The 22618-nt window shown below is 65.9% G+C and carries 16 protein-coding genes and 2 pseudogenes; 3 read left to right on the top strand and 15 right to left on the bottom strand.

Annotated elements, in window-relative coordinates; genetic code table 11:
• Positions 1 to 25 precede the first annotated feature (25 nt).
• From AC5Y43_RS15520 to AC5Y43_RS15590, 15 genes and pseudogenes are all read right to left on the bottom strand, one after another.
• Positions 26 to 2962, bottom strand: coding sequence for a type I restriction endonuclease subunit R (locus AC5Y43_RS15520; RefSeq protein ID WP_499973849.1), 2937 nt, complete (start codon positions 2960 to 2962; stop codon positions 26 to 28).
• Positions 2962 to 4110 carry a restriction endonuclease subunit S gene (locus AC5Y43_RS15525; protein ID WP_499973850.1) on the bottom strand — a complete coding sequence of 383 codons (1149 nt, stop codon included), beginning with the start codon at positions 4108 to 4110 and terminating at the stop codon, positions 2962 to 2964. The genes AC5Y43_RS15520 and AC5Y43_RS15525 overlap by 1 nt, the downstream gene beginning before the upstream one ends.
• Positions 4107 to 5600 (bottom strand): type I restriction-modification system subunit M, encoded by a 1494-nt coding sequence (locus AC5Y43_RS15530; RefSeq protein WP_499973852.1) that lies wholly within the window; start codon positions 5598 to 5600, stop codon positions 4107 to 4109. Before AC5Y43_RS15530 ends, AC5Y43_RS15525 begins: the two co-directional genes overlap by 4 nt.
• Complete coding sequence (locus tag AC5Y43_RS15535) at positions 5597 to 7099, bottom strand: type I restriction-modification system subunit M (RefSeq protein WP_499973854.1); 1503 nt, start codon at positions 7097 to 7099, stop codon at positions 5597 to 5599. The genes AC5Y43_RS15530 and AC5Y43_RS15535 overlap by 4 nt, the downstream gene beginning before the upstream one ends.
• A 337-nt stretch (positions 7100 to 7436) precedes the next feature.
• A complete protein-coding gene (locus tag AC5Y43_RS15540; RefSeq protein ID WP_499973855.1) occupies positions 7437 to 8078 on the bottom strand; it encodes a hypothetical protein in 642 nt (213 codons plus the stop codon).
• Positions 8079 to 8147: 69 nt separating this feature from the next.
• On the bottom strand, positions 8148 to 9032 hold the full coding sequence (locus tag AC5Y43_RS15545) for a protein NO VEIN domain-containing protein (RefSeq protein WP_499973857.1): 885 nt from the start codon (positions 9030 to 9032) through the stop codon (positions 8148 to 8150).
• 219 nt (positions 9033 to 9251) lie between these two features.
• Positions 9252 to 12332 (bottom strand): replicative DNA helicase, encoded by a 3081-nt coding sequence (locus tag AC5Y43_RS15550; protein ID WP_499973859.1) that lies wholly within the window; start codon positions 12330 to 12332, stop codon positions 9252 to 9254.
• 546 nt (positions 12333 to 12878) lie between these two features.
• Positions 12879 to 13337: a 50S ribosomal protein L9 gene (rplI, locus tag AC5Y43_RS15555; RefSeq protein WP_499973860.1), complete on the bottom strand. Its 459-nt coding sequence runs from the start codon at positions 13335 to 13337 to the stop codon at positions 12879 to 12881.
• 41 nt (positions 13338 to 13378) lie between these two features.
• Entirely contained in the window at positions 13379 to 13633 is a 255-nt protein-coding gene (gene rpsR, locus AC5Y43_RS15560; RefSeq protein ID WP_499973862.1) for a 30S ribosomal protein S18, read from the bottom strand.
• A 50-nt stretch (positions 13634 to 13683) separates the two neighbouring features.
• The gene (locus AC5Y43_RS15565) at positions 13684 to 14211 is read right to left on the bottom strand and encodes a single-stranded DNA-binding protein (protein WP_499973863.1); all 528 of its coding nucleotides are present in this window, start codon (positions 14209 to 14211) and stop codon (positions 13684 to 13686) included.
• 98 nt (positions 14212 to 14309) lie between these two features.
• The gene (rpsF, locus tag AC5Y43_RS15570) at positions 14310 to 14600 is read right to left on the bottom strand and encodes a 30S ribosomal protein S6 (protein WP_499973864.1); all 291 of its coding nucleotides are present in this window, start codon (positions 14598 to 14600) and stop codon (positions 14310 to 14312) included.
• Between the two features lie 115 nt (positions 14601 to 14715).
• A pseudogene (locus AC5Y43_RS15575) lies at positions 14716 to 14943 on the bottom strand (DJ-1/PfpI family protein); the annotation flags it as partial.
• 37 nt (positions 14944 to 14980) lie between these two features.
• Positions 14981 to 16649, bottom strand: a pseudogene (locus tag AC5Y43_RS15580) (glycosyltransferase family 87 protein); the annotation flags it as partial.
• The gene (locus AC5Y43_RS15585) at positions 16646 to 19108 is read right to left on the bottom strand and encodes a transglycosylase domain-containing protein (protein ID WP_499974030.1); all 2463 of its coding nucleotides are present in this window, start codon (positions 19106 to 19108) and stop codon (positions 16646 to 16648) included. The pseudogene AC5Y43_RS15580 and the gene AC5Y43_RS15585, both read right to left, overlap by 4 nt.
• 163 nt (positions 19109 to 19271) lie before the next feature.
• The gene (locus tag AC5Y43_RS15590; protein WP_499973865.1) at positions 19272 to 19700 is read right to left on the bottom strand and encodes a DUF5318 family protein; all 429 of its coding nucleotides are present in this window, start codon (positions 19698 to 19700) and stop codon (positions 19272 to 19274) included.
• Positions 19701 to 19824: 124 nt separating this feature from the next.
• Between AC5Y43_RS15590 and AC5Y43_RS15595 the strand changes: the two genes are divergently transcribed.
• The 3 genes from AC5Y43_RS15595 (at position 19825) to AC5Y43_RS15605 (ending at position 22580) form a co-directional block, all read left to right on the top strand.
• Complete coding sequence (locus AC5Y43_RS15595; RefSeq protein ID WP_499973867.1) at positions 19825 to 20709, top strand: DUF1707 SHOCT-like domain-containing protein; 885 nt, start codon at positions 19825 to 19827, stop codon at positions 20707 to 20709.
• A 166-nt stretch (positions 20710 to 20875) separates the two neighbouring features.
• Positions 20876 to 21418, top strand: a complete 543-nt coding sequence (locus tag AC5Y43_RS15600; protein ID WP_499974031.1) for a PadR family transcriptional regulator — start codon at positions 20876 to 20878, stop codon at positions 21416 to 21418.
• A 55-nt stretch (positions 21419 to 21473) separates the two neighbouring features.
• Positions 21474 to 22580: an inositol-3-phosphate synthase gene (locus tag AC5Y43_RS15605; RefSeq protein WP_499973869.1), complete on the top strand. Its 1107-nt coding sequence runs from the start codon at positions 21474 to 21476 to the stop codon at positions 22578 to 22580.
• Positions 22581 to 22618: the final 38 nt, after the last annotated feature.

A 22618-nucleotide genomic window follows, 5' to 3' on the forward strand; every position in this document is an offset into this window, starting at 1 on the left:
TGATTTCGTCATCCCTATCCTGATCTCAGTAATACTCGCGGACATAGCCGACAGCCTTCTCGAACACGTCACTGTCGCGAATTTTGAACTGCACGTAGAGGGTTCGACGTAGTGCCTGACGAACCTCCTGGTCGCCACGAATGGTGGACTGCCAGCCCTCGAAGCGGACACCGCGGACCACCTCGTCGATACGGTCGACGACGTTGGACACGATGATCGGCGTCTCGTCACCCTTGAGCGCTTCGAAGAGTTCGGTGAGTGCCGCTTTGCCCTTTTCCTCGCGGGGGATCTCGTTCTCCGCCTTCTCGGCAGCGACGGTGTCCCTGGCCAGTTCCAGGAGCTCACGAAGGAAGTCGAGGCTGGATTGCTGGATATCCGAGTATTTTTCGCGCAGGGCATTGAGGCGCTGGCCCAGCTCGATGAAGACGGGGTTGTTCAGGTGGCGGGCGATGCGGGCAGTGATCTGCTTCTCGATTTCCTCGATCGGCACGTCCTTGCGTTTGCCGGTCATCAGGTCCTCGATCGTCTGCGCGTCGAGCACGATGGTCTCAGCGCCCTGGGGGACCTCGACCTGAATGTTCTCGTTGATCAGCTCGATGGTCTTGGCGCCGAGCGCATGCCAGACGAGCCGGCCGGTGATGTCGGCTGGACGCACGGACTCATACACATCGGTGAGCCACTTGTAGTCCTCGCGAAACACTTTGAGCATCGGGTCGGGGCTGAGCGCCTCCCACAACTGCGAAACCACGCTGTACGCCAGCCCGAAAGCATCCTTGGTGGTGTCGTCCGCGATCGCGGCCTGCGCCTGAACCAACCCCTCGTACCCACCGACGGACCGGTCGACCCCAGGAAAAAATTCAAGCGCAGTCGCCATCGCCGGGGCGAGCTGCATTTTGAGCGCCTCGATGTTGGTGATGAACTTCTGGACGGCGGCCTCGTCGAAAGCGAGCGACTTGGCTACGTCATCGAAGATGCCGAGGTAGTCGACGATCAAGCCGTGGGTCTTCTTGGGCGGGTAGACGCGGTTGGTGCGGGTGATCGCTTGCAGGAGCGTATGTTCCGTAAGCGGCTTGTCCAGGTACTGCGTTTGCAAAATCGGCGCGTCGAACCCCGTGAGCAGTTTTGCGGTGACGATAATGATCTTCAAGGGATCGGCCGGGTCGTTGAACCGAGCGACGACCTGCTCCAGTTCGTCAGCGCCGGGCGTCCACTTCGCCCATTCCGCGGGATCCGTACGCGACTTCGACATCACGATGCTCGAAGCCTCGGCCGGAAGCATGGTGTCGAGGGCTTCCTTGTATGCCACGCATGACGCTTTGTCGTAGGCGACGAGCTGCGCCTTGAAGCCTTCGGGTGCGACCTTGGTGGTGAAGTGTTCGACCACGTCGGCCGCAACGTGGTGGATGCGGTCAGGCGCCTTGATGAGCACCTCGATAGAGGCCGCCTTCTTCGACAAGGTGGTCTTCTCGTCTTCGGTCAGGTTCCGGTCGGTGGCGAGCTCCTCGAAGGCGGCGTCGATCTTCTCTTGGTCGAGGTGGATCTCGGACAGGCGCGGCTCGAAATGCAGTGGCAGCGTTGCACCGTCGCGGATCGAGTCTTGGAAGGTATACCGCGACAGGTAGCCGCCCTCGTCCTCCGGGGAGCCGAACCACATGAAGGTGTTGCGGTCACGCTTGTTGATCGGCGTCCCGGTCAGCCCGAACAAGAACGCGTTTGGCAGCGCCTCGCGCATCTTCTGCCCGTAGTCGCCCTCTTGGGACCGGTGCGCCTCGTCCACCATCGCGATGATGTTGTGGCGGTCATCGAGCACACCGTCGGCTTCACCGAACTTGTGGATCGTCGTGATGATGACCTTGCGCGCACCGTGGCTCAGCAGCGTCTGCAACTCCTTGCGGGAGTCGGTAGACACCAGCCCGGGTACGTCGGAGGCGTTGAAAGTCCCGGTGATTTGGGTGTCGAGGTCGATGCGGTCGACGATGATCAGGATGGTTGGATTGGCCAGCTCGGTCATCGCGCGCAGCTTCAACGCGGTGAACACCATCAGCAGCGACTTGCCCGAGCCCTGAAAGTGCCAGATCAGCCCCTGCTTGATCTTGCCGCGCAGCACGCGCTGCACGATCAGGTTGGACGCCTGGAACTGCTGGAACCGGGCGATCACCTTGATCTTGCTATGCTTTGAATCGGTCGCGTAGATGGTGAAGAACCGCAGGAAGTCCAGCACCGCGGCGGGCTTGAGCACGCCGTTGACGGCGTCCTTGACGACCTCCAATCCGACCTTCGCCGGCGCGTCGGGATCGATCTCCTCCTCGCGCCACGGACCCCACAGCTCGACCGGCATCCCGACTGTGCCATAGCGAAAATCCTTGCCCTCAGTGGCGAACGAGAACACGTTCGGCACGAAGAACTGCGGCACGCTGGCTTCGTAGTCGTCGTGCACCTGCGCGGCGCCGTCGATCCACGAGTACGCCGCCCGGGTCGGAGTCTTCGCTTCACCGACTACCAACGGAAACCCGTTGCACCACAACACCAGGTCGAAGCGCTTGCTCACCCGGCCGATCTGGTAGGTCACCTCGGTCGAGATGATCCACTGGTTCGACGAGTCGTCCTCGGGATGATCGAAATCGACCAGCCGGACCGTGGTGTGCTCACCGTTGGGGCCGAACGGCATCGACTTCTGCCCGGTCAACCACGCCATGAACTCCTCGTTGGCCACCACCGGATGCGGGGTCGTGCGCGCCGAGATCAGGATCGCCCGCAGCGTGTGGATGACCTCGTCTGCCTTGCGCGGGTCGGCCTCGATCTCGGGGTTCAATCGGATCAGTGCAGCCCTGACCGCCCCCTCCAACAGCACCTCGTCAGTGCGCCGCGGCAGCTCGTTGCCTGGCACGAATTGGACGTCGATGGACTTCACCAGATCGCGGACGAAGTCACGGACCGTATTGGCTTCGTTGAACTGAGCCATCAGTTACCTCCGAAGATCTCGGCGAGGACCGTCGAATTGATCTGACGGAGAGAGTCGCACTCTGCGGCGATTCCAGACAGCGCGGCCCGTCTCTCAGCCACCAGCCGCCACAGGGGAGACCGGTCTGTAGGCCATGGAACCTCCACCTTCATGAGGTCCCCCTTGTTGAGCTTCCTCACGATAGTGGTTGTTTCGCGGGCTTCCAGGGCCTGGCGACCACGAGGATGGGCCAGGAGGGACTGCATCAAGTACGCATCAACTTCCGAAAGCCCAATGACCGAAGTGATTTGCTGGTTTGAGATCCCGGGTTCCCGGATGACAGCGGACTTGCCCATGTCGCCACCGATGCACGCCACGGCCACGGCGAACTCCGGCAGCGGTCGGCCAGTTTTGGCACCCTCCTCGCTAACGTGCTGACGCGCCTCGAGCATTGTGTCGCCGTCGATTTCCGACGGTGTATAGAAAGGCACTTCCTCGCTGTTCCAGTACTTAGCATGTGCCTTCGGGGGGGTGGAACCCGTGACACAGTCCGCGATCTCACTGATCGGCTTCTTGTCAGCGTCCGCCTCCCAAAGCGCGGCGAGGCGCGCATCGCCCCCTTCCGCGACGGAGGCGGCCATGCCGACGATCTGAAGTCGATGCCGTTCGACGGCCCAGAGGAGGTCGGCGACGCGCTTCTGCTCCTCAAGGGGTGGAAGGTCGAACTCGTAGCGCTCGATGTCAGACCAGTTCACATAAGGATTGACGGATCCCTTGGACTCTGCGATCGCAAATGCGTGAAAGGGCTCAGAGCTCATGACGAATGGCAGGAACACTTGCAGCAGAACAGCATTGTCTCGTGTCTCAACGACGAAGGTCGTGTTGGCACAAACCCCGTCGAAGTCGGCGACAGCGACCTTCCGCAGGTATGTGCGGCGCGACCCGTAGAGGACCTGTCCCGGCCTGAACCGGCGATGGAAGGCTGGCCCGAGATCGACCTCCGTCGGGTCGCCCCATCGGTGAATCTTCAGGTCGTCCGTGTCCATGTGCTCCCCGGCGACGAATCTCTCGACGGCGCCGTCGGATGGATCAACCTTTTCCTTGGATGCCGTTGCCACTTCCCCGAGGGAGACTCGTTTCCAGGCGGGCCTGTCGAGGTTCAAGCTCACGCCGTCACCTCCGACCGCAGCAGGACCAGGACGTCGGCGATGGCTGCGTCGGAATTCGCCGTCGCTGCGCGCCAGGCGGTCACGGCGTCACTGACGTCAATCCTCTCGCCAGCACCGGCTGCTTTGGAACCTGCGACGTGCAGCGAGATGGCGAGACTGTAGTGCTTGCCAGCGATTTGGTCGATGGTGGCGACCGTGGCAAACCGGTCGATGTCGGTGAAGGCGTGGTAGGCGTCGACGATCTTCTGCTGGTGCGATTCCCGCAGGAAGGACTGCGCCTGCTCGCGCGCGACCTCATTCGCCGCGTTGATGAGGAGAATCTTGCCTCGCCGTTCAACCGGCTTCACGCTACGGAGAATCACGATGGTCGCCGGCATCGGCGAGTTGTAGAACAGCCCCTCGCCGAGGCCCAGGACGCACTCAATGAGGTCGGACTTCACCAGCGCCTCGCGCATCGCCGCCTCCTCGCGTCGGAACAGCACGCCGTGCGGAAAGAGGATGGCGGCGCGCCCGGTCTTGGGGTCGAGGCTCTTAGCGATGTGCTGGAAGAAGGCGTAGTCGGCGCGGCCCTGTGGCGGGATGCCCCACATGTTGCGACCGTAGGAGTCCTTGGCGAAGGCGTCGCGGTTCCAGGACTTGATGGAGTAGGGAGGGTTGGCGAGCACTACGTCGAAGGTCTCCAGGCCGCCTTTCGTGTTGAGGAACGCGGGACGGGCCAGGGTGTCGCCGTGGGCAATGTGGCCGTCGGTGATGCCGTGCAAGAACAGGTTCATCCGCGCAATCGCCGAGGTCCCGTAGTTGAGTTCCTGGCCGTACAGCCGCACGCTGCGCCACTCTTCTCCGTGGCGCTTGAGCTCGGCGACCGTGGAGATGAGCATGCCGCCGGTGCCGCAGGTCGGGTCGTAAACCGACTCGCCGGGCTGGGGTTCGAGCATGAGAGTCATCAGGTGCACGAGCGTCCGGTTGGTGTAGAACTCCTGGGCGGTATGTCCGGAGTCGTCGGCGAACTTCTTGATCAGATATTCGTAGCCGTTGCCGAGTTCGTCCTCGGGCAGGTTTGCGATCGACAACGTTTTCGTGGAGAAGTGCTCGACCAGGTCCGCCAGGGTGGAGTCGGGTAGGAGGTTCTTGTTGCCCCAGTCCCCGTCGCCGAAGACACCGGGCAGGGTGTCGGGGTTGGCGGATTCGATGGCCCGCATCGCCTGGAGGACGGTCGCGCCGATGTTCTCGGTGACGGAGCGGATGTCGTCCCAGTGGCAGCCGTCGGGGATGGCGAAGCGATGGTTCTCCGGCAGGTCGGCGAGTTCCTCGTCGCCGTAGGTCTGTATCGCGGCGGCGTGCTCCTCGTCGTAGACGTCGGAGATCCGTTTCAGGAACACGAGGGGGAAGATGTATTGCTTGTAGTCGCCGGCGTCGATGAGCCCGCGCAGCACGATGGCCGCGCCCCACAGGTAGGACTCCAACTCCCGTTGGCTGATCTGCCTGGTCATGCGCCCAACCCCCACTTGGCCAGCTCGGCTTCCAGAGCGGCGCGAGTCTCGGCCGCCCGGGCATGGGCGGCTTCGAGGTTGGCGAGCGCTTCGGCGAGAGTGAGCTTCTCGCCGGTGTCCGCCGGGGCGACATACAGCGGGATATTCAGGTTGAAGCCATTGGCCGCTATCTCATCGAGGCCGACGACGCGGGCGCGGCCGGCGATGTTCGCGAAGCCGCGGTACGCCTCAAGCAGCTCGCGGGAGTGCTCGGGTTCCAGGGTGTTCTGGGTGCGGCCCTTCTTCATCAGGTCCTCGCCGTTGATGAAGAGCACCTTGCCCGTACGGTCCGTGGGCTTGTCGTGGCGAAGGATCAGCACACACGCCGCAAGACCGGTGCCGTAGAACAGGTTCGGGGCAAGCCCGATGACAGCCTCGATACTGTCGGCCTTGAGCACGTGGGTGCGAATGCGTGCCTCGGCGCCCTGGCGGAACAGTGCGCCCTGCGGGAGGACGACCGCGACCCGGCCGGTATTGGGGTTGGCGGAGGTGAGCATATGCTGGACCCAGGCCCAGTCCGCGTATCCCTTCGGCGGGACGCCGCCGAGCTGGTTGCGGCCCCACTTGTCGCTCGCCCACTCGGCCTCTCCCCAGTTCTTCAGTGAGAACGGCGGATTGGCGACGACGCAGTCGAACTGGGCCAGGTGATTTCCGGTGTAGAACGCCGGGTTGCGCAGGGTGTCCTCACGAACGATCTTGAAGTCCTCGACACCGTGCAACAGCAGGTTCATGCGGGCGATCGCGGAAGTCGCGAGTACCTTCTCCTGTCCGTAGAGCTTGCCCCACAACGTCTTCGGGCTGCCGCCGGCGGACTTCACATGCTCGATGACCTCGATCAGCATGCCGCCCGTACCACACGCCGGGTCGTAGACGCTCTCACCCTCTTGCGGGTCGAGGATGTTGATCAGCAGACCGACCACCGAGCGCGGCGTGTAGTACTCACCGGCCTTCTTGTTCGACTGGTCGGCGAACCGCTTGATGAGGTACTCGTAGGCGTTGCCGAACACGTCGGGCGCGACGTTCGTGTTGGACAGCGTCTTGGTGGAGAAGTGTTCGATCAGGTCGGCGAGCTTTCGGTCGGGCAGCTTATCCTTGTTGGTCCAGTTCGCGTTGCCGAAGATGCCGTACAGCGTCTCGGGGTTGGCCTGCTCGATCTCGCGGAACGCGGTCTGCAGCGCGCCGCCGATGTTCTCGGTGTGGTTGCGTACGTCGGACCACAGGTTGCCGTCGGGGATGGCGAAGCGATGGTTCTCGGCAAATGCCGCGAATTCGTGGTCGCCGTCGGATTCGGTCAGCGCCTGCGCGAACTCCTCTGCGTAGACGTCACTGATCCGCTTGAAGAACATCAGCGGGAAGATGTACGCCTTGAAATCGGCCTGGTCGATGCTGCCGCGCAGCAGGTCCGCCGCCTTCGCGAGGTACTGCTCCAGGTTGGACAGGGTGATGGGGTCAGCCGTCAACAGTCCTCCTCGAGCATTTGGCCACCAATCTGGCCGGTAGCACTGACAGAAGTACCAGATAGTGGAAGCTGCACCTAGTAGAGCGCTTATTGAGCACGGCCGTGTCGATACCGGACGCACTGTTCTCGATCCGTCCCACGTAGGCGAATGATCGCGCGGACCGCCTGCCTCGTCGTGAAGATCTGGCGTTGCCCGGGAAGGCCGGCGCCAGCCCCCTCGCGAGAGGGTTCCACGTACGTTGGGGGTGATTTCCGCCGTTCACGATCCGCGCGGAACCGCCAGGCAGCTCTCCCCCGCGCCCGTGACGCTGCAACCCCGCGGAAGTAGCCGTCCTGGTTCACAGCAGCGGAAGTGCCGCCTCGATGATCGCTTTCCCCAGCTCTGTGCCAGCGCCGGTGGCGATCGTGGTCATGGCTGTCATGGCCAGACGCTTCAACCGACCCGGCGTCGGGGCCTCCGAGCTCGATTCGGCGTGGATCTCCAACACCAATTCCTCGGCGCTCGCGCGGACTTGATCGTCTGTGATCGCGGGCAGCGCTCGTTCGATCGCCTCAGTCAGCGCCTGTGCCTGTTCCTTTTTCTGATGGACGTTCACGTTCTGTGTCGCATTGGGGCTGTGGAGCGCGACAGCAACACCGCTGCTGCCCTCGATGTGGAGGTAGGGGCTCTGCACCTCTATGACGCCGGGGAGATCTCGGACGGACTTACCGGATGCTGCGTACTTCTCACCGTAGGTGCTCAAGTGCGGCCGGAGAACGTCCCCCTGCCAGGTGCCGGTGCCGTCGACGTATCCCTCGTCTTTCAGCCACTTAATCGCCTCGTTCAACTCACGTGAGGTCACCGCCTCGTCGGACCAGGATGTCGCAGCCATGAAGGCCGCGGGCTCTGCCTTGGCGATGGTGGCCCCGTCGACTCGTAGGCCGTACAGCCAAGCCAGCGCGCCGTCCCTTAGACTCCAGAGGCGCTCAGCCTTGTTCATCCCGGTTCCTCCTCTGCATCTGATCGGATCAGCATATGAAGGGGTTCCGACAGGTCTTCGATGATCGGGTCACCGGGATCCCGTGTACTGGCCGTGGTACTGGACCGGGTGAAGCGCGAAGTGCTCCGCGGTGACCGCGCCGTCGTGTTCAACCAATTCCGCTGTGCCGGAATCGAGGTCCATCGAGTGATAGATCCAGATCGAGTAGCACTCGGGGTATGCGTGTGAGTACGCCACCTCGCCGGCACTGATGAAGAAGCTGGGTTCGAGAGAACACGTTCCCTTGACCTCAATGAAGTGGCTGCCACCGTTTGGGCGACGGATCGTGATGTCGAACCCGGGATTGTTGTGGGGCATCCTCTGGATCGTCGCCTCCGGCCACCGGCGAGTTGCCGTCTCGATGGCGAGCTTCATCGCCAGGTCGTCGACGCGCTGGATATGTGCGGCATCGGCGTATGCCGATGCCCCCGGACTCGTCTCATCGATCGCCGCGGGGGATTCCGGACCGGGATCGTGGAACTTTTCGTTGTCCCCTGCGGGGACAAGCGGCCGGTGCGGCGGAGCGGCCGACTTCGTCAGAGTGTCGAAGCCGTAAGGACACCGCAGCGGCTCGACCCCGGTGGTGAGGCTGAACGTCGTCCGCAGTCCGGTCAGACGAGCATCGACGTGCTGGCGCAGCCCCTCAGTCATCTCGGTCCGGAAGTGCAACAGTGCCCGCAGCACGGCCTCGTCGTAGGTGGCCTGCTTCTTAGTGGCGGCAAACTCCCCGTCCAGTACGTTGTGGATGCCCCGGCGGCAGTAATTCACTTGGGCGGGTTTCACGTCGAGTTCACGGGCGGCTTCCTCGACGGTCAGTCCAGCCTCCTCGAGGAGCAACGTCGCGCCGTAATGGCAGCGAGCGCGGCGGAGGTAACCCACGACCTCCTCACGGTACGGATTGGCGGCCTGCGGCATGAGCGTAAGCGTCGCACAGGATGCCGCGTGCCAGCGAGAGCGGGAAGCGTTTCCGCCAAGATGCATGTCCCCCCGGGCGGCGCGGGCGTACTTACCTGTCAGGGCCAAATCTCAAACCTGCGTATATTTGCCTGACACGTTCGTGAGGCACATAAAACGGCGTGACATCACCGCTAAGAAAACGACACGGGGTGTGAGACCCTAAACAACTGCCTACATTCACCGCGCCATGTTGGCGAACCGCGACAAATGAAGCTGGTGCGCGACGGTCACCGTCTTGGTCGGGCCGTTGCGGTGTTTGGCGAGAATGAAATCCGCCTCTCCCCCACGCGGATCGTCGCGCTCGAACGCGTCCGGCCGGTGCAGCAGAATCACGACGTCCGCATCCTGTTCTAGCGAGTTGTGAACTGCAATGCCGTTTGCCACGAAATTGTGTGTGCCACTTACGGTTCCATCGTACACGTCTTGTTCGCCAAGGCTGGTGATCTCAACAACGGTGTCCCAATAAACGTCAGTCGTCGCGAGCGCGTGGATGTCGGGATCATCGAGCACCATTGCCGCGCGATGGAGCCTGGACCGACTCGGCGAGTGCTTCCACATCGTCGACCCGCAGAACTGAGTGCCCATCGCCGCAGCGAACTGGCGGTGGGTTATCTGCTTGGCGGACAGGATGCTTCGCACCCGCGCCCAGACCTCGACGGGCACGGTGTCCAGGTTGGGATTGCGCACCAACCCTTCCAGCTGAGCGATGACTTGCTGCACAGCGGCCGCTTTCGCGCCGTGCACCCCGACATGCCGGAGGAACCTGAGCTGGTTCTCCGCCCCGTAGATGTGCAGGTGCCACGAGTCGCGGTATCCGGGCTTTCGGGCCAGCTTGATCCGCCCATACACGCCTACCCGCAGCAGCAATTGAGTCACGTCGTCGATGAGGCGCCGGCTGGTTGACGCGTAGTAGATGCGTCCCTGTCCCACCGTGGCGTCCCACCGAACGGAGCCGTCGGTGGCCCACAGGTGGCGCAGGAACAACGCGACCTGGTCGTAAGGCAGGCGAAAGACGGGCTCCGGCACGAACTTTTCGTAACTACGCTTGCCGAACAGCCCCAGGCCGTCGAGCCAGGCCGCGATCGGGTTGCGCCGGCCGCGCGCCAGCCGCTCCGGCGCCGGTAGCCGCAGCGTGGTCACCCGGGCGGCCGGGTAGTCGTCCCGAATCGCGGTCACACCGAAGTGCGCGGCCGAAATCGTCACTGCGGCCAGGCTCGCCTCGTCCACCGACGCGTAGCGGATCGGTTGGCGCTTCACACACGACCCGTCGCCGATCATGTGGGCAAGCAGAACAACCTCAGAGTCGGCCATCCGTTGGGTCTCGACGGGTTCCGGAACGTGCCGCGGGGTCGCGATGCGATCGCCAACCTTGAGCTCCTCCAACGGAGTCCAGCCGTCCAGCTTCATGAAGGGATGGTTGCCGGTGGCCTCGACCTCGCGGCCCGAAGCCAGCCGCAGCCGGAACACCTCTTTGCGCCCACTGGGGAACACGTTGGTCATCGGCCGGGCGACCATGCGCAGTCGCTCGTCCAGCGACCACACCAGGGGGCGCTCGCCTGTGCGCATCAGCTCACCGAAGGTCACCTCGGCACCCGTGTCGGCGCGCAGGATCCGCGTCGACGCGGTGAGGCATCCCGACTCGCGAAGGTCGGACAGCATTGGCTTCTTGTCGGTGCGCTGCTCGGGACCGCGGTTGAGCTGACTGATCGCGACCACCGGCACCTCGAGCTCTTTCGCCAAAAGCTTGAGATGGCGCGAGAATTCGGAGACTTCCACCTGCCGCGACTCGTGCTTCTTGCCCGACGTCATCAGCTGCATGTAGTCGATGACGACCAGCCTCAGGTCGGACTTCTGCCGCAACCGGCGGGCCTTGGCGCGGATCTCCATCATCGTCAGGTTGGGCGAGTCATCGATATACAGTGGCGCTTCGCTGATTTCGCTCATCCGCCGCGCGAGCCGGGTCCAGTCGTCGTCGCTCATCCGGCCCGAACGCATATCGGCGAGCTTGATCTTCGCCTCCGCGGACAACAGTCGCATCACGATCTCGGACTTGCTCATCTCCAGCGAAAAGATGACGCTGGCCAACCGGTGCTTGATCGAGCACGACCGCATGAAATCCAGCCCCAGCGTGGAGTTGTGCGTCGGCACCATCCCCGGGCCGGCCAGATACAAGTGCGCGCCGTTGTCGACCTGGACGCAGCGCACCGGGAGGCTGTCCATCCGGCGTACTGACTCGATTTGCAGCACCGGCGCCAGCAAGGCCGTCCTGCGCGTGCCGTAGCGCGGGGTCGCGCCGGCCGCGGCGATGGTGTCCCATCCGGCGCGCAGCTGAGCCGAGGTCCGGATGCCGCGGGTGGTGGGCCACTGGTGCGACCCGTCGGCGACAATGGTTGTGCCGTCGGAGAATTCGATCTCGTAGCAGGGGCGCCCCAGCATCACCTCAGTCGCGGCAACCACCCGCGTCGGCAGCCCGTCGGCATCGAGCAACTCGTCGCCCACGGCCACGTCGCCCATCGTCGTCCAGCCGGCCGGCGTGGGCAGCGGCGTATCCAACGCCAGCGCCTTCCCCACGCCCGGCCGCGCCGCCACGATGATCATCTGTCCCGGGTGCAGGCCGTTGGTGACTTCGTCGAGTTCGGTGAACCCGGTCAGCACCCCGCGCGACACACCGCCGCTGGACGCGATGGCGTCGATCTCGTCCATCGTCGGCTGCAGCAGATCCTCGAGCGGTACGAAGTCCTCGGAGAGCCGACGGTCGGCGACGTCATAGATCTCGGCCTGCGCGCGGTCGACGATCTCGGCCACGTCGGCGCCCTCGGCGCCCGCGTAGCCGTATTGCACGACCCGGGTCCCGGCCTCCACCAGCCGGCGCAGCAGCGCCTTCTCGGCGACGATGCCCGCGTAGTAGCCGGCGTTGGCGGCGGTCGGCACCGTCGAGATCAGGGTGTGCAGATACGGCGCCCCGCCGATGCGGCGCAGCAGCCCGCGGCGGTCGAGTTCCGCGGCCACCGTCACGGCGTCGGCCGGCTCGCCGCGCCCGTACAGGTCCAGGATCGCGTCGTAGACGTTCTGATGCGCCGGGCGATAGAAGTCGCCGGGCCGCAGCCGCTCCAGCACGTCGGCGATCGCGTCCTTGCTCAGCAGCATCCCGCCCAGCACCGACTGCTCGGCGGCGAGATCCTGCGGGGGCTGGCGACCGAACTCTTCGTTGGGCGGCGCGGAGCCCATGCCCGGCGCGAGGTCATCGACGACCGCCATGGACTCCCTCCTCCCCTGTCACGGACGCCCGGACACGAGCTTCCGAACATACATTCGATAACCGCTAATCGGAGGGTAGGTCAAGGTACCGACACCTCGCCACCCGTCGCGCCCATTTCCCATCGCGCCGGGACGACGGTAAACGTTGCTGGCAAGTACTTAAAGGGGGCGCTGTTCATAACACTGTGCATCGTGTGTGCATATCCTTCGACACGTGTGTTAAAGCGGATGTGGAGAACCTGTGGATTACTTCGGGGCACCGCGGCATCACTGCTGATACGAGCAGTACAACCCGCCGAAGTTGGTGTGGACAGGAAGTCGCCCGGCGTGTCGCGCGAGGTTACCGCGCCGGGCGTGTTGGCTTTCGGCCGCATTTTCGCCGCGTTAAGGGACGGTTAAGAGCATCGCCCGGCCGGAGCGCCGAAATAGTTCGCCAGCCGCCCGTCGCGCCCGGCGTCGGTGACCGCGGCCGGCGCGTGCAAGTACCCGAAAAACAGGCGGCAGCCCAAGAACGGCCGCCGCCTGCAGAGAGCGAACGCTAGGTGGTTAGCCGCCCGCGACGACGTCGAGCGCGACCTCGACGTCGACCTCCGGGTGCAGGTGCACCGAGACCCGGTGGGCACCGAGCGCCTTGATGTGGGCCTTGGGCAGCCGGACGACCCGCTTGTCGAGGTTGGGTCCGCCGGCCTTCTTGATGGCCGCCACGATGTCCCCGGCGGTCACCGAGCCGAACAGCTTGCCGGTGTCGCCGGCGGCGTTCACCGGCAGCGCGACGGGGCCCAGCGTGTCGATCGCCGACTTGATTTCGTTGGCGTGCTCGAGGTCGCGCACCATCTTGGTTTCGCGGGCCCGCCGAATCTCGTCGGCCTGTTTCTGCGCGCCGCGCGAGGCCAGGATCGCCAGCCCGCGCGGGAGCAGGAAATTGCGGCCGTACCCGTCCTTCACTTCGACCGCGTCGCCGACGGTCCCGAGGTGGTCGACGTCAGCCGTCAGGATCAGCTTCATCGTTTACATACTTTCCGTTGGGGCCTAAAAGATCGCGGCCGTCAGCGCGCCGAGGAGGTGAAGGGCAGCAGGGCCACCTCGCGGGCATTCTTAACCGCGATCGCGACGTCACGCTGGTGCTGCACGCAGTTGCCGGTGACCCGGCGCGCCCGGATCTTGCCGCGCTCACTGATATAGGTGCGCAGCAACGCGGTGTCCTTGTAGTCGATCGCTTGGTCTTTTTTCGCGCAAAAGACGCATTTGCGCGCCTTGACCGGCTTTTCCGGAGCCGGGCGCCGCTTGTTGGACTTGGGCATGTCTGTCTTTCTTTTCGTTTACTACTGGTCTGAAGTGGTCTGAAGTTGCGTCAGAACGGTGGTTCGTCGTCGCCGCCGCCGAAGGATCCCGAGGCCGGGGCGCTGCCCCACGGGTCGTCCCCGGACCCGCCGCTCGGCTGCGCGGCCGGCGCCTGGCGAGAGCCACCGCCACCGCCGCCGCCTGCGCCGAAGCCGCCGCCCCCACCGCCGCTGCGGCTGGCCTTGTTGACCTTGGCGGTGGCATACCGCAGCGAGGGGCCGATCTCGTCGACCTCGACCTCGACGACGGTGCGCTTCTCGCCCTCACGGGTTTCGAAGGAACGCTGCTTGAGCCGCCCCGTCACGACCACCCGGGCGCCACGCGTGAGGCTTTCCGCGACGTTCTCGGCGGCCTCCCGCCAGATGTTGCACCGCAGGAAGAGGGCCTCGCCGTCCTTCCATTCACCGCTTTGGCGGTCATAGATCCGCGGCGTGGACGCCACGGTGAAGTTGGCCACGGCGGCACCCGAAGGAGTGAACCGCAGTTCGGGGTCGGCAGTCAGGTTGCCGACAACGGTGATAGTGGTGTCACCAGCCACAGTTTCCTCCTCGTTCCTGCCTGTTCGCCGCCGCGAGAAGCCGGATCGTCATGGGCATGTCCTCGCTGAGCCTACGCAGGTCCCACGACACTCGGCAGTCAGTGCTTGTCGGTGCGCATCACCTTGGTGCGCAGCACCGACTCGTTGAGGCTCAGCTGGCGGTTGAGCTCGGACACCGTCGCCGGCTCGGCCTTGAGGTCGACGACGACGTAGATGCCCTCGGCGTGCTTGGCGATCTCGTAGGCCAACCGGCGCTTACCCCAGATGTCGACCTTCTCGACGGAACCGCCGTCCTTGCGGACGACGTTGAGAAACGTCTCCAGGGACGGAGCGACGGTGCGTTCGTCGAGCGTGGGGTCAAGAATGACCATGATTTCGTATGGACGCATGGAAACCTCACCACCTCCTCTGGTCTCGAGCGGCCACGGTCGATCCGTGGCAGGAGGGTCGCCTGCGTCGGCAACCGCATCAGGGTACCGGACCTGGGCGTCACGTGAAAATCGGTCACTGCCGACGCTGGGAGTATTCCTTGGCTCTGGCCACAGTGGCCGCGTCGGCCTTCGCGAGCGCGCCGGTGTCGAACGGCGGCTGCGGGTCGTATTCGATGAGTAACTGGGCGGCCTGCGCGGCCTCCCGATCGACGAGCAGCTCGACGAGCCGCGAGGCCATGTCGATGCCGCTGGACACGCCCGCCGCCGTGATGATGCGCCCGGGCGGGTGTTCGACGACGCGGGTGCGTTGCAGCACTTCGTAAGGGCCCACGGCGTCGAGCGCGGTGAACCGCGGAAACAGTGGGATGGCGACCAGCGTCACGGTTGGCTGGCGACGGTCGCCGGGCGCCGCAGGCCGGGCGGACGCAGCCGGTCGGGCAACCAACCGGGCGGGGCATCGGAGGCACGGTCGAATACGCCGCCCCCCGGATCGTCCACGCGCCCGTCCCAGCGCACCAGGTCCTCCTCGGGCCGGTAGATCTGCCGCACTACCAACGCGCACAGCGCCGCGACCGCGATGTCGCGCAGTAGCACCGTCGTGGTGAAGAACTGCTCCGGCAGCCCGCGGTTGGGGTTGCCGTACAGGAAATACATGCGCGGCACCCAGACCAGCGCGTCAATCGTCATCCAGGCCAACAGGATTCGGCGATGCGGCAACGCCAGCACCGCCAGCGGCACCAGCCACAGCGAGAACTGGGGACTCCACACCTTGTTGGTCAACAGGAAGGCGGCGACCACCAAGAACACCACCTGCGCCACCCGGGGCCGGCGCGGGGCGGTGAGCGCGACGTAGGCGATCGCCGCGCAACAGAGAATGAACGCCACCGCGACAACCGCGTTCAGCACCGTCGGCGGCTCCCAGAAGCCAAGCCGCGGATCGAAACCGCGCCACCCGGTGAACGACTTCACCACGTTGTAGAGCGAGTCCATGTCGTCGCCGCGGCGGGTGTTGAGGCGGAAGAATTCGGACCAGCCGCGCGGGAAGAGCACCAGCACCGGAAGATTCACCAACAGCCAGGTCGCCGCGGCCGTCGCCGCGGTGCGCGCCACGGCGCGCAGGCGACCGGTCCGGACCCCCAGCACCAACATCGGGCCCAAAAACAGCAGCGGATACAGCTTGGCCGCGGCGCCCAATCCGATCAGCGCCCCGGCCAACACCGGCTTGCGTCGGGCCCACGCCAGCAGGCCGCCCATCGCGAAAGCCGTTGCCAGCGCATCGAAGTTGGTGAAGATCTGGAAGATCACCACCGGCGAGGCGGCCACCAGCGTCGCGTCCCAGATGCGGCGGCCCGACAGGCCCGCGGTCGCCCAGACCGTCGCCAGCCAGGCCAGCGCCAGCCCGAATGCCGCGACGTCGAAAAACATCACCACCTCGGCGACCACCGGCAGCGGGGCGACCTTGCTCAGCGCCGTGTACGTCTTTGCCACCGCCATCGAGGCGTACTGATACACACCGGTGAGCACCGGATACTCCATGTATCGCACCGCGGGCAGCCCGTCGTAGCGGGTCTGCGGGGCTCCCGTGGCGTCGGTCTCGATCCAACTCGACTTGTACGGAAACTTTCCCTGGCTCAACAATTCCGCGCCGTAGAGGGGCACCGTGTCGGAGTAACACAACTCGTAGTAGGCGCGCTGGTTTTCCCAATTGGCCACCCGCTGATCGCCGGGGCCGGTGCCGCTGCTCTGCAGGCAGGCCGCCTTGGTCGACCAGCCGAGCGCCAGGAACACCAGCGCGACCACGAACATGACCCGCACCGGCGTCATCACCCGGGCCCGGCCGATGAGCGCGTGCCGGCCCACCGGCCCCCCGGCGACATCCGTCAGCGCGGCACCCAAAGTGTCTGTGCGGCTCGGGCAATCGCGGTTGTCGGCGCTGCGCCGATCGAGCGCCAGGGGCCGCGGTGAGATCGGCGAGATGATGGCGCTCTGCTGCCCGGCGCCACTCACGGCGGAGGTGCGGGAGCTTGCGGGCCGCCCGGCGGCACACCTGGTGGCTGCGGCGCGCCCGGCTCGGTGCCGCCCGGTAGGCCGCCGCCCGGTTGCAGGCCGCCGGGCGCCGGCGGCGCATTGGTGACCGTGGTGGGCGGACCGACGGGAATGGTGATGCCCGGCGCCACCTCGATGGTGGGCTGGATCACGGTCACCGACGGGGCGGGCGGCGGCGGGGGGGCGGGCACGCCGGCGTAGCCGCCGATCTCGCTGGGCTTGGGGAAGCTCTCGTTGGAGGTGCCCTTCAGCGCGCCGTCCATGGTCGACTTCCAGATGTCCGATGGCAGCCCGGACCCGTAAACCTCGGCGCCCGAGGCGGTTACCAACGGCTTGTTGTCTTGCGCGGTGCCCACCCACACGGCCGTCGACAGCGACGGCGTGTATCCGACCATCCAGGCGTCCTTGTTGGCCTTGGTGTCACCCAACTGCGCGGTGCCGGTCTTGGCCGCCGAGGGGCGGCCACCCGCCAGGTTGTGGCCCCGGGAGTAGCCGGCGATCGGCTGCATCGCGGCGCTGACGTTATCGGCCACACCCTTGTCGAGGCGCTGCTCGCCGTTGTTGTCTTTATCGCCCGCATCGAAGAGCACCTGGCCTTCGGCGTTGACGACCCGCTGCACCAGGTGCGGCCGGTGGTACACGCCGGACGCGGCCAGCGTGGCGTACGCCGAGGCCATGTCGACCGGCCGGGTTTGGTACTGGCCCAGCACAATCCCGTTGTTGGGCGGCCCGCCCTTGCCGTCCTCCGACAGCGTGTGCGCGACGCCGGGGAAGCTGGTCGCGACGCCGGCCTGGTGCGCGGCGTCCGCCACGGCCTGCGGCCCGCCCTTCAGCTTGAGCATCAGCCGGTAGTAGGCGGTGTTGAGCGACAGCTTGAGCGCCTCGGCGATGTTGCAGGTCCCGCAGCTCTCGCCGTCGACGTTGGTGATCTTGATGCCGTCGACGGTGAGCGGGGAACTGTCCACCTGGTAGCCCAGGCCGATGCCCTGCTGCAGCGCCGCGACAAGAGCGAACACCTTGAACGACGACCCGGTCTGCAGGCCGGCCTGGGCGAAGTCGAAACCGTTGGCGTCGGCGCCGCCGTAGTAGGCGCGGATGGCGCCGGTGTGCGGGTCGATCGACACCACGGCGGAGCGCATGTCGGGGTCCTGCCCGTCGAGGTATTTCGACACCGCCTTCTCGGCGGCCCGCTGGGCCTTCGGGTCGATCGTCGTGGTGACCTGCAGTCCCTGGGTGTTCAGCGTCTGCTCGTCGATGTTGAACAGGTCCATGAGCTCTTTGGTCACCTGGCGCTCGATCAATCCGTCGGGGCCGGTCGTCTGGTTCTGGGCGCGGGCCTGATCGGGCGGCACGGTCACCGGAAACACCTGTGCGGCACGGTCGCTCGGTGACAGCGCCTTGGTTTCGACCATGCCGTCGAGCACCCAGTTCCACCGCTCCGCGGCGCCCTTGGGATCGACGGCCGGGTCCAGGGTGGACGGGCGCCGGATCAGCGCCGCCAACAGCGCGCCCTCCGACACCGTCAGTTGCTCGACCGGCTTGTCGAAATACGCCTTGGCGGCGGCCGAGATCCCGTAGGCGCCCCGGCCGAAGTAGATGATGTTCAGATAGGCCTGCAGGACATCGTCTTTGGACCACTCCCCCGACATCTTGGTGGCGATGACCAATTCCTTGGCTTTGCGCATCAGACCGCTGAACCCGTGTTGCGCCGAACCGACGAGCGCGTTCTTCACGTACTGCTGGGTGATCGTCGACCCGCCCTGCAGGTCGCCGCCGCCGAAGAGGTTGTTGTTCACCGCGCGGGCGAAGCCGCTGAACGAGAAGCCCGGGTTGGAATAGAAATTGCGGTCTTCCGCGGCGATCACCGCCTGGCGCACGTGCACCGGCACCTGGTTGATGTTGACGTCGACCCGATTACCTTCGGGCGGAACGATTTTGGCGATCTCCGAACCGTCGCCGGCCAGGATCGTCGACACCTGGTTGGTGCGGATGTTGCCCGGTTTGGGGACGTCGACGATGAAGTACGCCATGGCGAACGTGACGATCGGCAACAGCACCAGCGCCGCCGCGGTGAGGTACGCGGCGCGACGCACCCACAGCCAGTTGATCTGCTGGGTCCAGCTCCAGTCGGCCCCCGGCCGGGGTCCTCGGTCGCCCGGTCCGCCTGGCCCGCGCGGCGGCGGCGGGGGCGGGGGACCGTCGGGTGGCCGGCGGCCGTGCATCGGCCCGTCGCCGCGCGAGGACGCTGAAGTCGCCGGCCCCGCGCGGCCCGCGCGGTCCGCGCGTGCCTCCAGGGCCGCTTTGACCTCGTCGAGCGCGTCCCGTTGCGGGGGCGCGTCCAATGCGGCCTTGACCTCGTCAATGGGATCGGGCCGCCGCGGCGCGCGGTCGTCGACGACAGGCGGCAGGATCGTCGTCATCCGGTCGTCGGGGGGAACGGGACGACGGTGGCCGGGGCCTCCCGGCGCGTCGCGGCCGCCCGGGCGGGCGGGGTCGTCCGGCCGGTCGGCGCTGCTGTGCTTGCCCACGCGCTCAGTCGCTGATTCGTTGAGGTCGGCGGGCGACTGGTCGTGGCGCCCTTCGTTACTCAATGGCCGTGCGGGCGCCGTCCCGCGTCGTCGTACGCCTGCCCCGCGGCGGCGGCGCCGTGCGCACCGCACCCATCACGTACGACTTCACGAGGTGGTTCCAGCTGCAGGTCCGGCACACCTCCACCACGTGGACGGAGAATTCCTCGAAGCGGGTCGCCAGCAGCACCAGCTCTTCGGCGGTGCGCGCCGAGCCCGACACCGCGCCCAGACGGTCGCCGAACACCCACGACACCAGGGTCAGCTGCTCCTTGCGGCAGATCGGGCACATCACCTGGCTCTGTTTGCCATGAAACTTCGCGGCGCGCAGCAGATACGGGTTGGCGTCGCACACCTCGGACACCCCGGTGCGGCCCGAGTACACCTCGGAAAGCAGGGAGCGCCGCCGGAGCGCGTAGTCCACCACTTGTCGCTGCAGTCGCACGCTGACCAGAGTACGTGGCTGTCGGCATCCACGACACGCAACCGAGGCCGTTGCGGGCGCGCCCCGCGGCGATCACCCGTCAACCGCCGCGCCCGAGAGCGCGCCCGCCCCTACGATCATCGGCGTGGCGAAATTCCTCGGGACACCGCACCGGATCGGGGGCCGCGTCGGGGCGACGACAACGACCCGCGCCAAGGACAGCGACCGCCAAAACACCTGCGGGATTCTCGACGGCGCGCTCAGCGATGGTGAGCTCTCCGAGCAAGAACACCGGGAACGCGTCAGCGCCGCCACCAACGCGGTCACCCTCGGCGATCTGCAGGCGTTGGTGGACGACCTGCAGACTGAACTCGCGCCGCTGCCGACGACCGCCCGGGCGGCGAGGCTGCCGAAGTTGGGCGGGTGGCGCGGCAGGGTCGCCGCTTTGCTCGTGGCGGTGCTCCTGGGCGTCGGTATCGGCTGGGGGCTCTACGGCAACACCCGCTCGCCGCTGGATTTCACCACCGACCCCGGAGCCAAGCCCGACGGCGTCGCCCCGGTGGTGCTGACCCCACCGACCCAACTGCATTCGCTCGGCGGGCTCAGCGGGCTGATGGAGCAGACCCGCAAAAGGTTCGGCGACACCGTCGGATTCCGGTTGGTGATCTACCCGGCCTATGCCGTGCTCGACCGGCCCGACTCGTCCGACGACCGCCGCGTGCTGGCCTACACCTACCGCGGCGGCTGGGACGACCCGACGAGTTCGGCCAAGAGCTCCGCCGACGGCGCCGCCGCGGTCGACCTCGGCAAATTCGACATCGCGACCGCCGTCGGCATCATGCGCGGCGCCCCCGAGACCCTGCATATGAAGCCGTCCGAGGTCAAAGGCATGTACCTGGTGATCGATCCCGCGACCGATCCCACCGCCCCGGGGGCGCTGTCGCTGTCGGTGTATGTGTCGAGCGACTACGGTGGCGGCTACATCCTCTTCGCCGGCGACGGCACCATCAAGCGGATCAATCTGCCGTAGCGCCTGGTTGGGCACCCGTTTTCACAGGCAGCGGCGGTGACGAACAGCGCACCAACGCCGGGTAGTGTTGTGACGAATATATCGAAACGATACGATGACGCGAGACGTCGAACCGCTAATCTGCAAATCCGCAGCCGTGGCCAGCCAGTTCAAGGGGGTGTATCGATTGCTGGAGCTCGCCATCCTGGGCCTCCTGATCGAATCGCCCATGCACGGCTACGAACTGCGCAAACGGTTGACCGGCCTGCTGGGTGCGTTCCGGGCGTTTTCGTACGGGTCGCTGTACCCGGCCCTGCGCCGGATGCAGGCCGAAGGGTTGCTCGCCGAAAACGCCGCGCCGGCGGGCACCCCCGTGCGGCGGGCCCGGCGGGTTTACCAACTGACCGACGCCGGCCGCCGGCGCTTCGGTGAGCTGGTCGCCGACACCGGCCCGCACAACTACACCGACGACGGGTTCGGCGTCCACCTGGCGTTCTTCAACCGCACGCCGGCCGAGGCGCGGATGCGCATCCTGGAAGGCCGCCGCCGTCAGGTCGAGGAGCGCCGCGAAGGCCTTCGCGAGGCGGTGACGCGGGCCAGCAGCTCGTTCGACCGTTACACCCGCCAACTGCATCAGCTCGGGCTCGAGTCCAGCGAGCGCGAGGTCAAGTGGCTCAACGAGCTCATCGCCGCGGAGCGCGCGATGCCCGGCCTCACCGAGCAGACCTAAATCCCCTGCACGAATCCGAACAGCCGACAAAGTTATGGAGTTAGGAGAACGCCCTATGAGTGAGCAGCAGCCGCCGCAGGCGGAAGCGGCGCAGTCCGAGGTACGAGTCGCGATTGTCGGCGTCGGTAACTGCGCGTCCTCCTTGGTTCAGGGCGTTCAGTATTACTACGACGCCGACGAGAACAGCACGGTGCCCGGCCTGATGCACGTGAAGTTCGGCCAGTACCACGTTCGCGACGTGAAGTTCGTGGCCGCGTTCGACGTGGACGCCAAGAAGGTCGGGTTCGACCTGTCGGAGGCGATCTTCGCGTCGGAGAACAACACCATCAAGATCGCCGACGTGCCGCCCACCAACGTGACCGTGCAGCGCGGCCCGACGCTCGACGGCATCGGCAAGTACTATGCCGACACCATCGAGGTGTCCGACGCCGAGCCGGTCGACGTGGTGAAAGTCCTCCGGGAGAACAACGTCGACGTGCTGGTGTCCTACCTGCCGGTGGGCTCGGAGGAGGCCGACAAGTTCTACGCCCAGTGCGCGATCGACGCGGGCGTGGCGTTCGTCAACGCGCTGCCGGTGTTCATCGCCTCGGACCCGGTGTGGGCCAAGAAGTTCGCCGACGCGGGCGTGCCGATCGTCGGCGACGACATCAAGAGCCAGGTCGGCGCCACCATCACCCACCGCGTGATGGCGAAGCTCTTCGAGGACCGCGGCGTGCAGCTCGACCGCACCATGCAGCTCAACGTCGGCGGCAACATGGACTTCCTCAACATGCTCGAGCGGGAGCGGCTGGAGTCGAAGAAGATCTCCAAGACCCAGGCCGTCACCTCCAACCTGCAGCGCGAGTTCAAGACCAAAGACGTCCACATCGGCCCGTCCGACCACGTCGGCTGGCTCGACGACCGCAAGTGGGCCTACGTCCGGCTGGAGGGCCGCGCCTTCGGTGACGTGCCGCTGAACCTGGAGTACAAGCTCGAGGTGTGGGACTCGCCGAACTCCGCCGGCGTCATCATCGACGCGGTGCGCGCCGCGAAGATCGCCAAGGACCGCGGCATCGGCGGACCGGTCGTCCCCGCGTCGGCCTACCTGATGAAGAGCCCGCCGAAGCAGCTGCCCGACGACGTCGCGCGCACCCAGCTCGAAGAGTTCATCATCTCGGGCTAACCGTTCTCGGCCCGCGGAAGCCAACTCATCGACAGAAC

It is taken from the genome of Mycobacterium sp. NGS57, from assembly GCF_059812405.1.

Excerpts from the sequence above, each read along its gene's own strand:
- AC5Y43_RS15585 (WP_499974030.1), bottom strand. The coding sequence starts at position 19,108 with ATGACGACGATCCTGCCGCCTGTCGTCGACGACCGCGCGCCGCGGCGG.
- AC5Y43_RS15520 (WP_499973849.1), bottom strand. The coding sequence starts at position 2,962 with ATGGCTCAGTTCAACGAAGCCAATACGGTCCGTGACTTCGTCCGCGAT.
- AC5Y43_RS15530 (WP_499973852.1), bottom strand. The coding sequence starts at position 5,600 with ATGACCAGGCAGATCAGCCAACGGGAGTTGGAGTCCTACCTGTGGGGC.
- AC5Y43_RS15545 (WP_499973857.1), bottom strand. The coding sequence starts at position 9,032 with ATGCCGCAGGCCGCCAATCCGTACCGTGAGGAGGTCGTGGGTTACCTC.
- AC5Y43_RS15540 (WP_499973855.1), bottom strand. The coding sequence starts at position 8,078 with ATGAACAAGGCTGAGCGCCTCTGGAGTCTAAGGGACGGCGCGCTGGCT.
- rplI (WP_499973860.1), bottom strand. The coding sequence starts at position 13,337 with ATGAAGCTGATCCTGACGGCTGACGTCGACCACCTCGGGACCGTCGGC.
- rpsF (WP_499973864.1), bottom strand. The coding sequence starts at position 14,600 with ATGCGTCCATACGAAATCATGGTCATTCTTGACCCCACGCTCGACGAA.
- rpsR (WP_499973862.1), bottom strand. The coding sequence starts at position 13,633 with ATGCCCAAGTCCAACAAGCGGCGCCCGGCTCCGGAAAAGCCGGTCAAG.
- AC5Y43_RS15605 (WP_499973869.1), top strand. The coding sequence starts at position 21,474 with ATGAGTGAGCAGCAGCCGCCGCAGGCGGAAGCGGCGCAGTCCGAGGTA.
- AC5Y43_RS15550 (WP_499973859.1), bottom strand. The coding sequence starts at position 12,332 with ATGGCGGTCGTCGATGACCTCGCGCCGGGCATGGGCTCCGCGCCGCCC.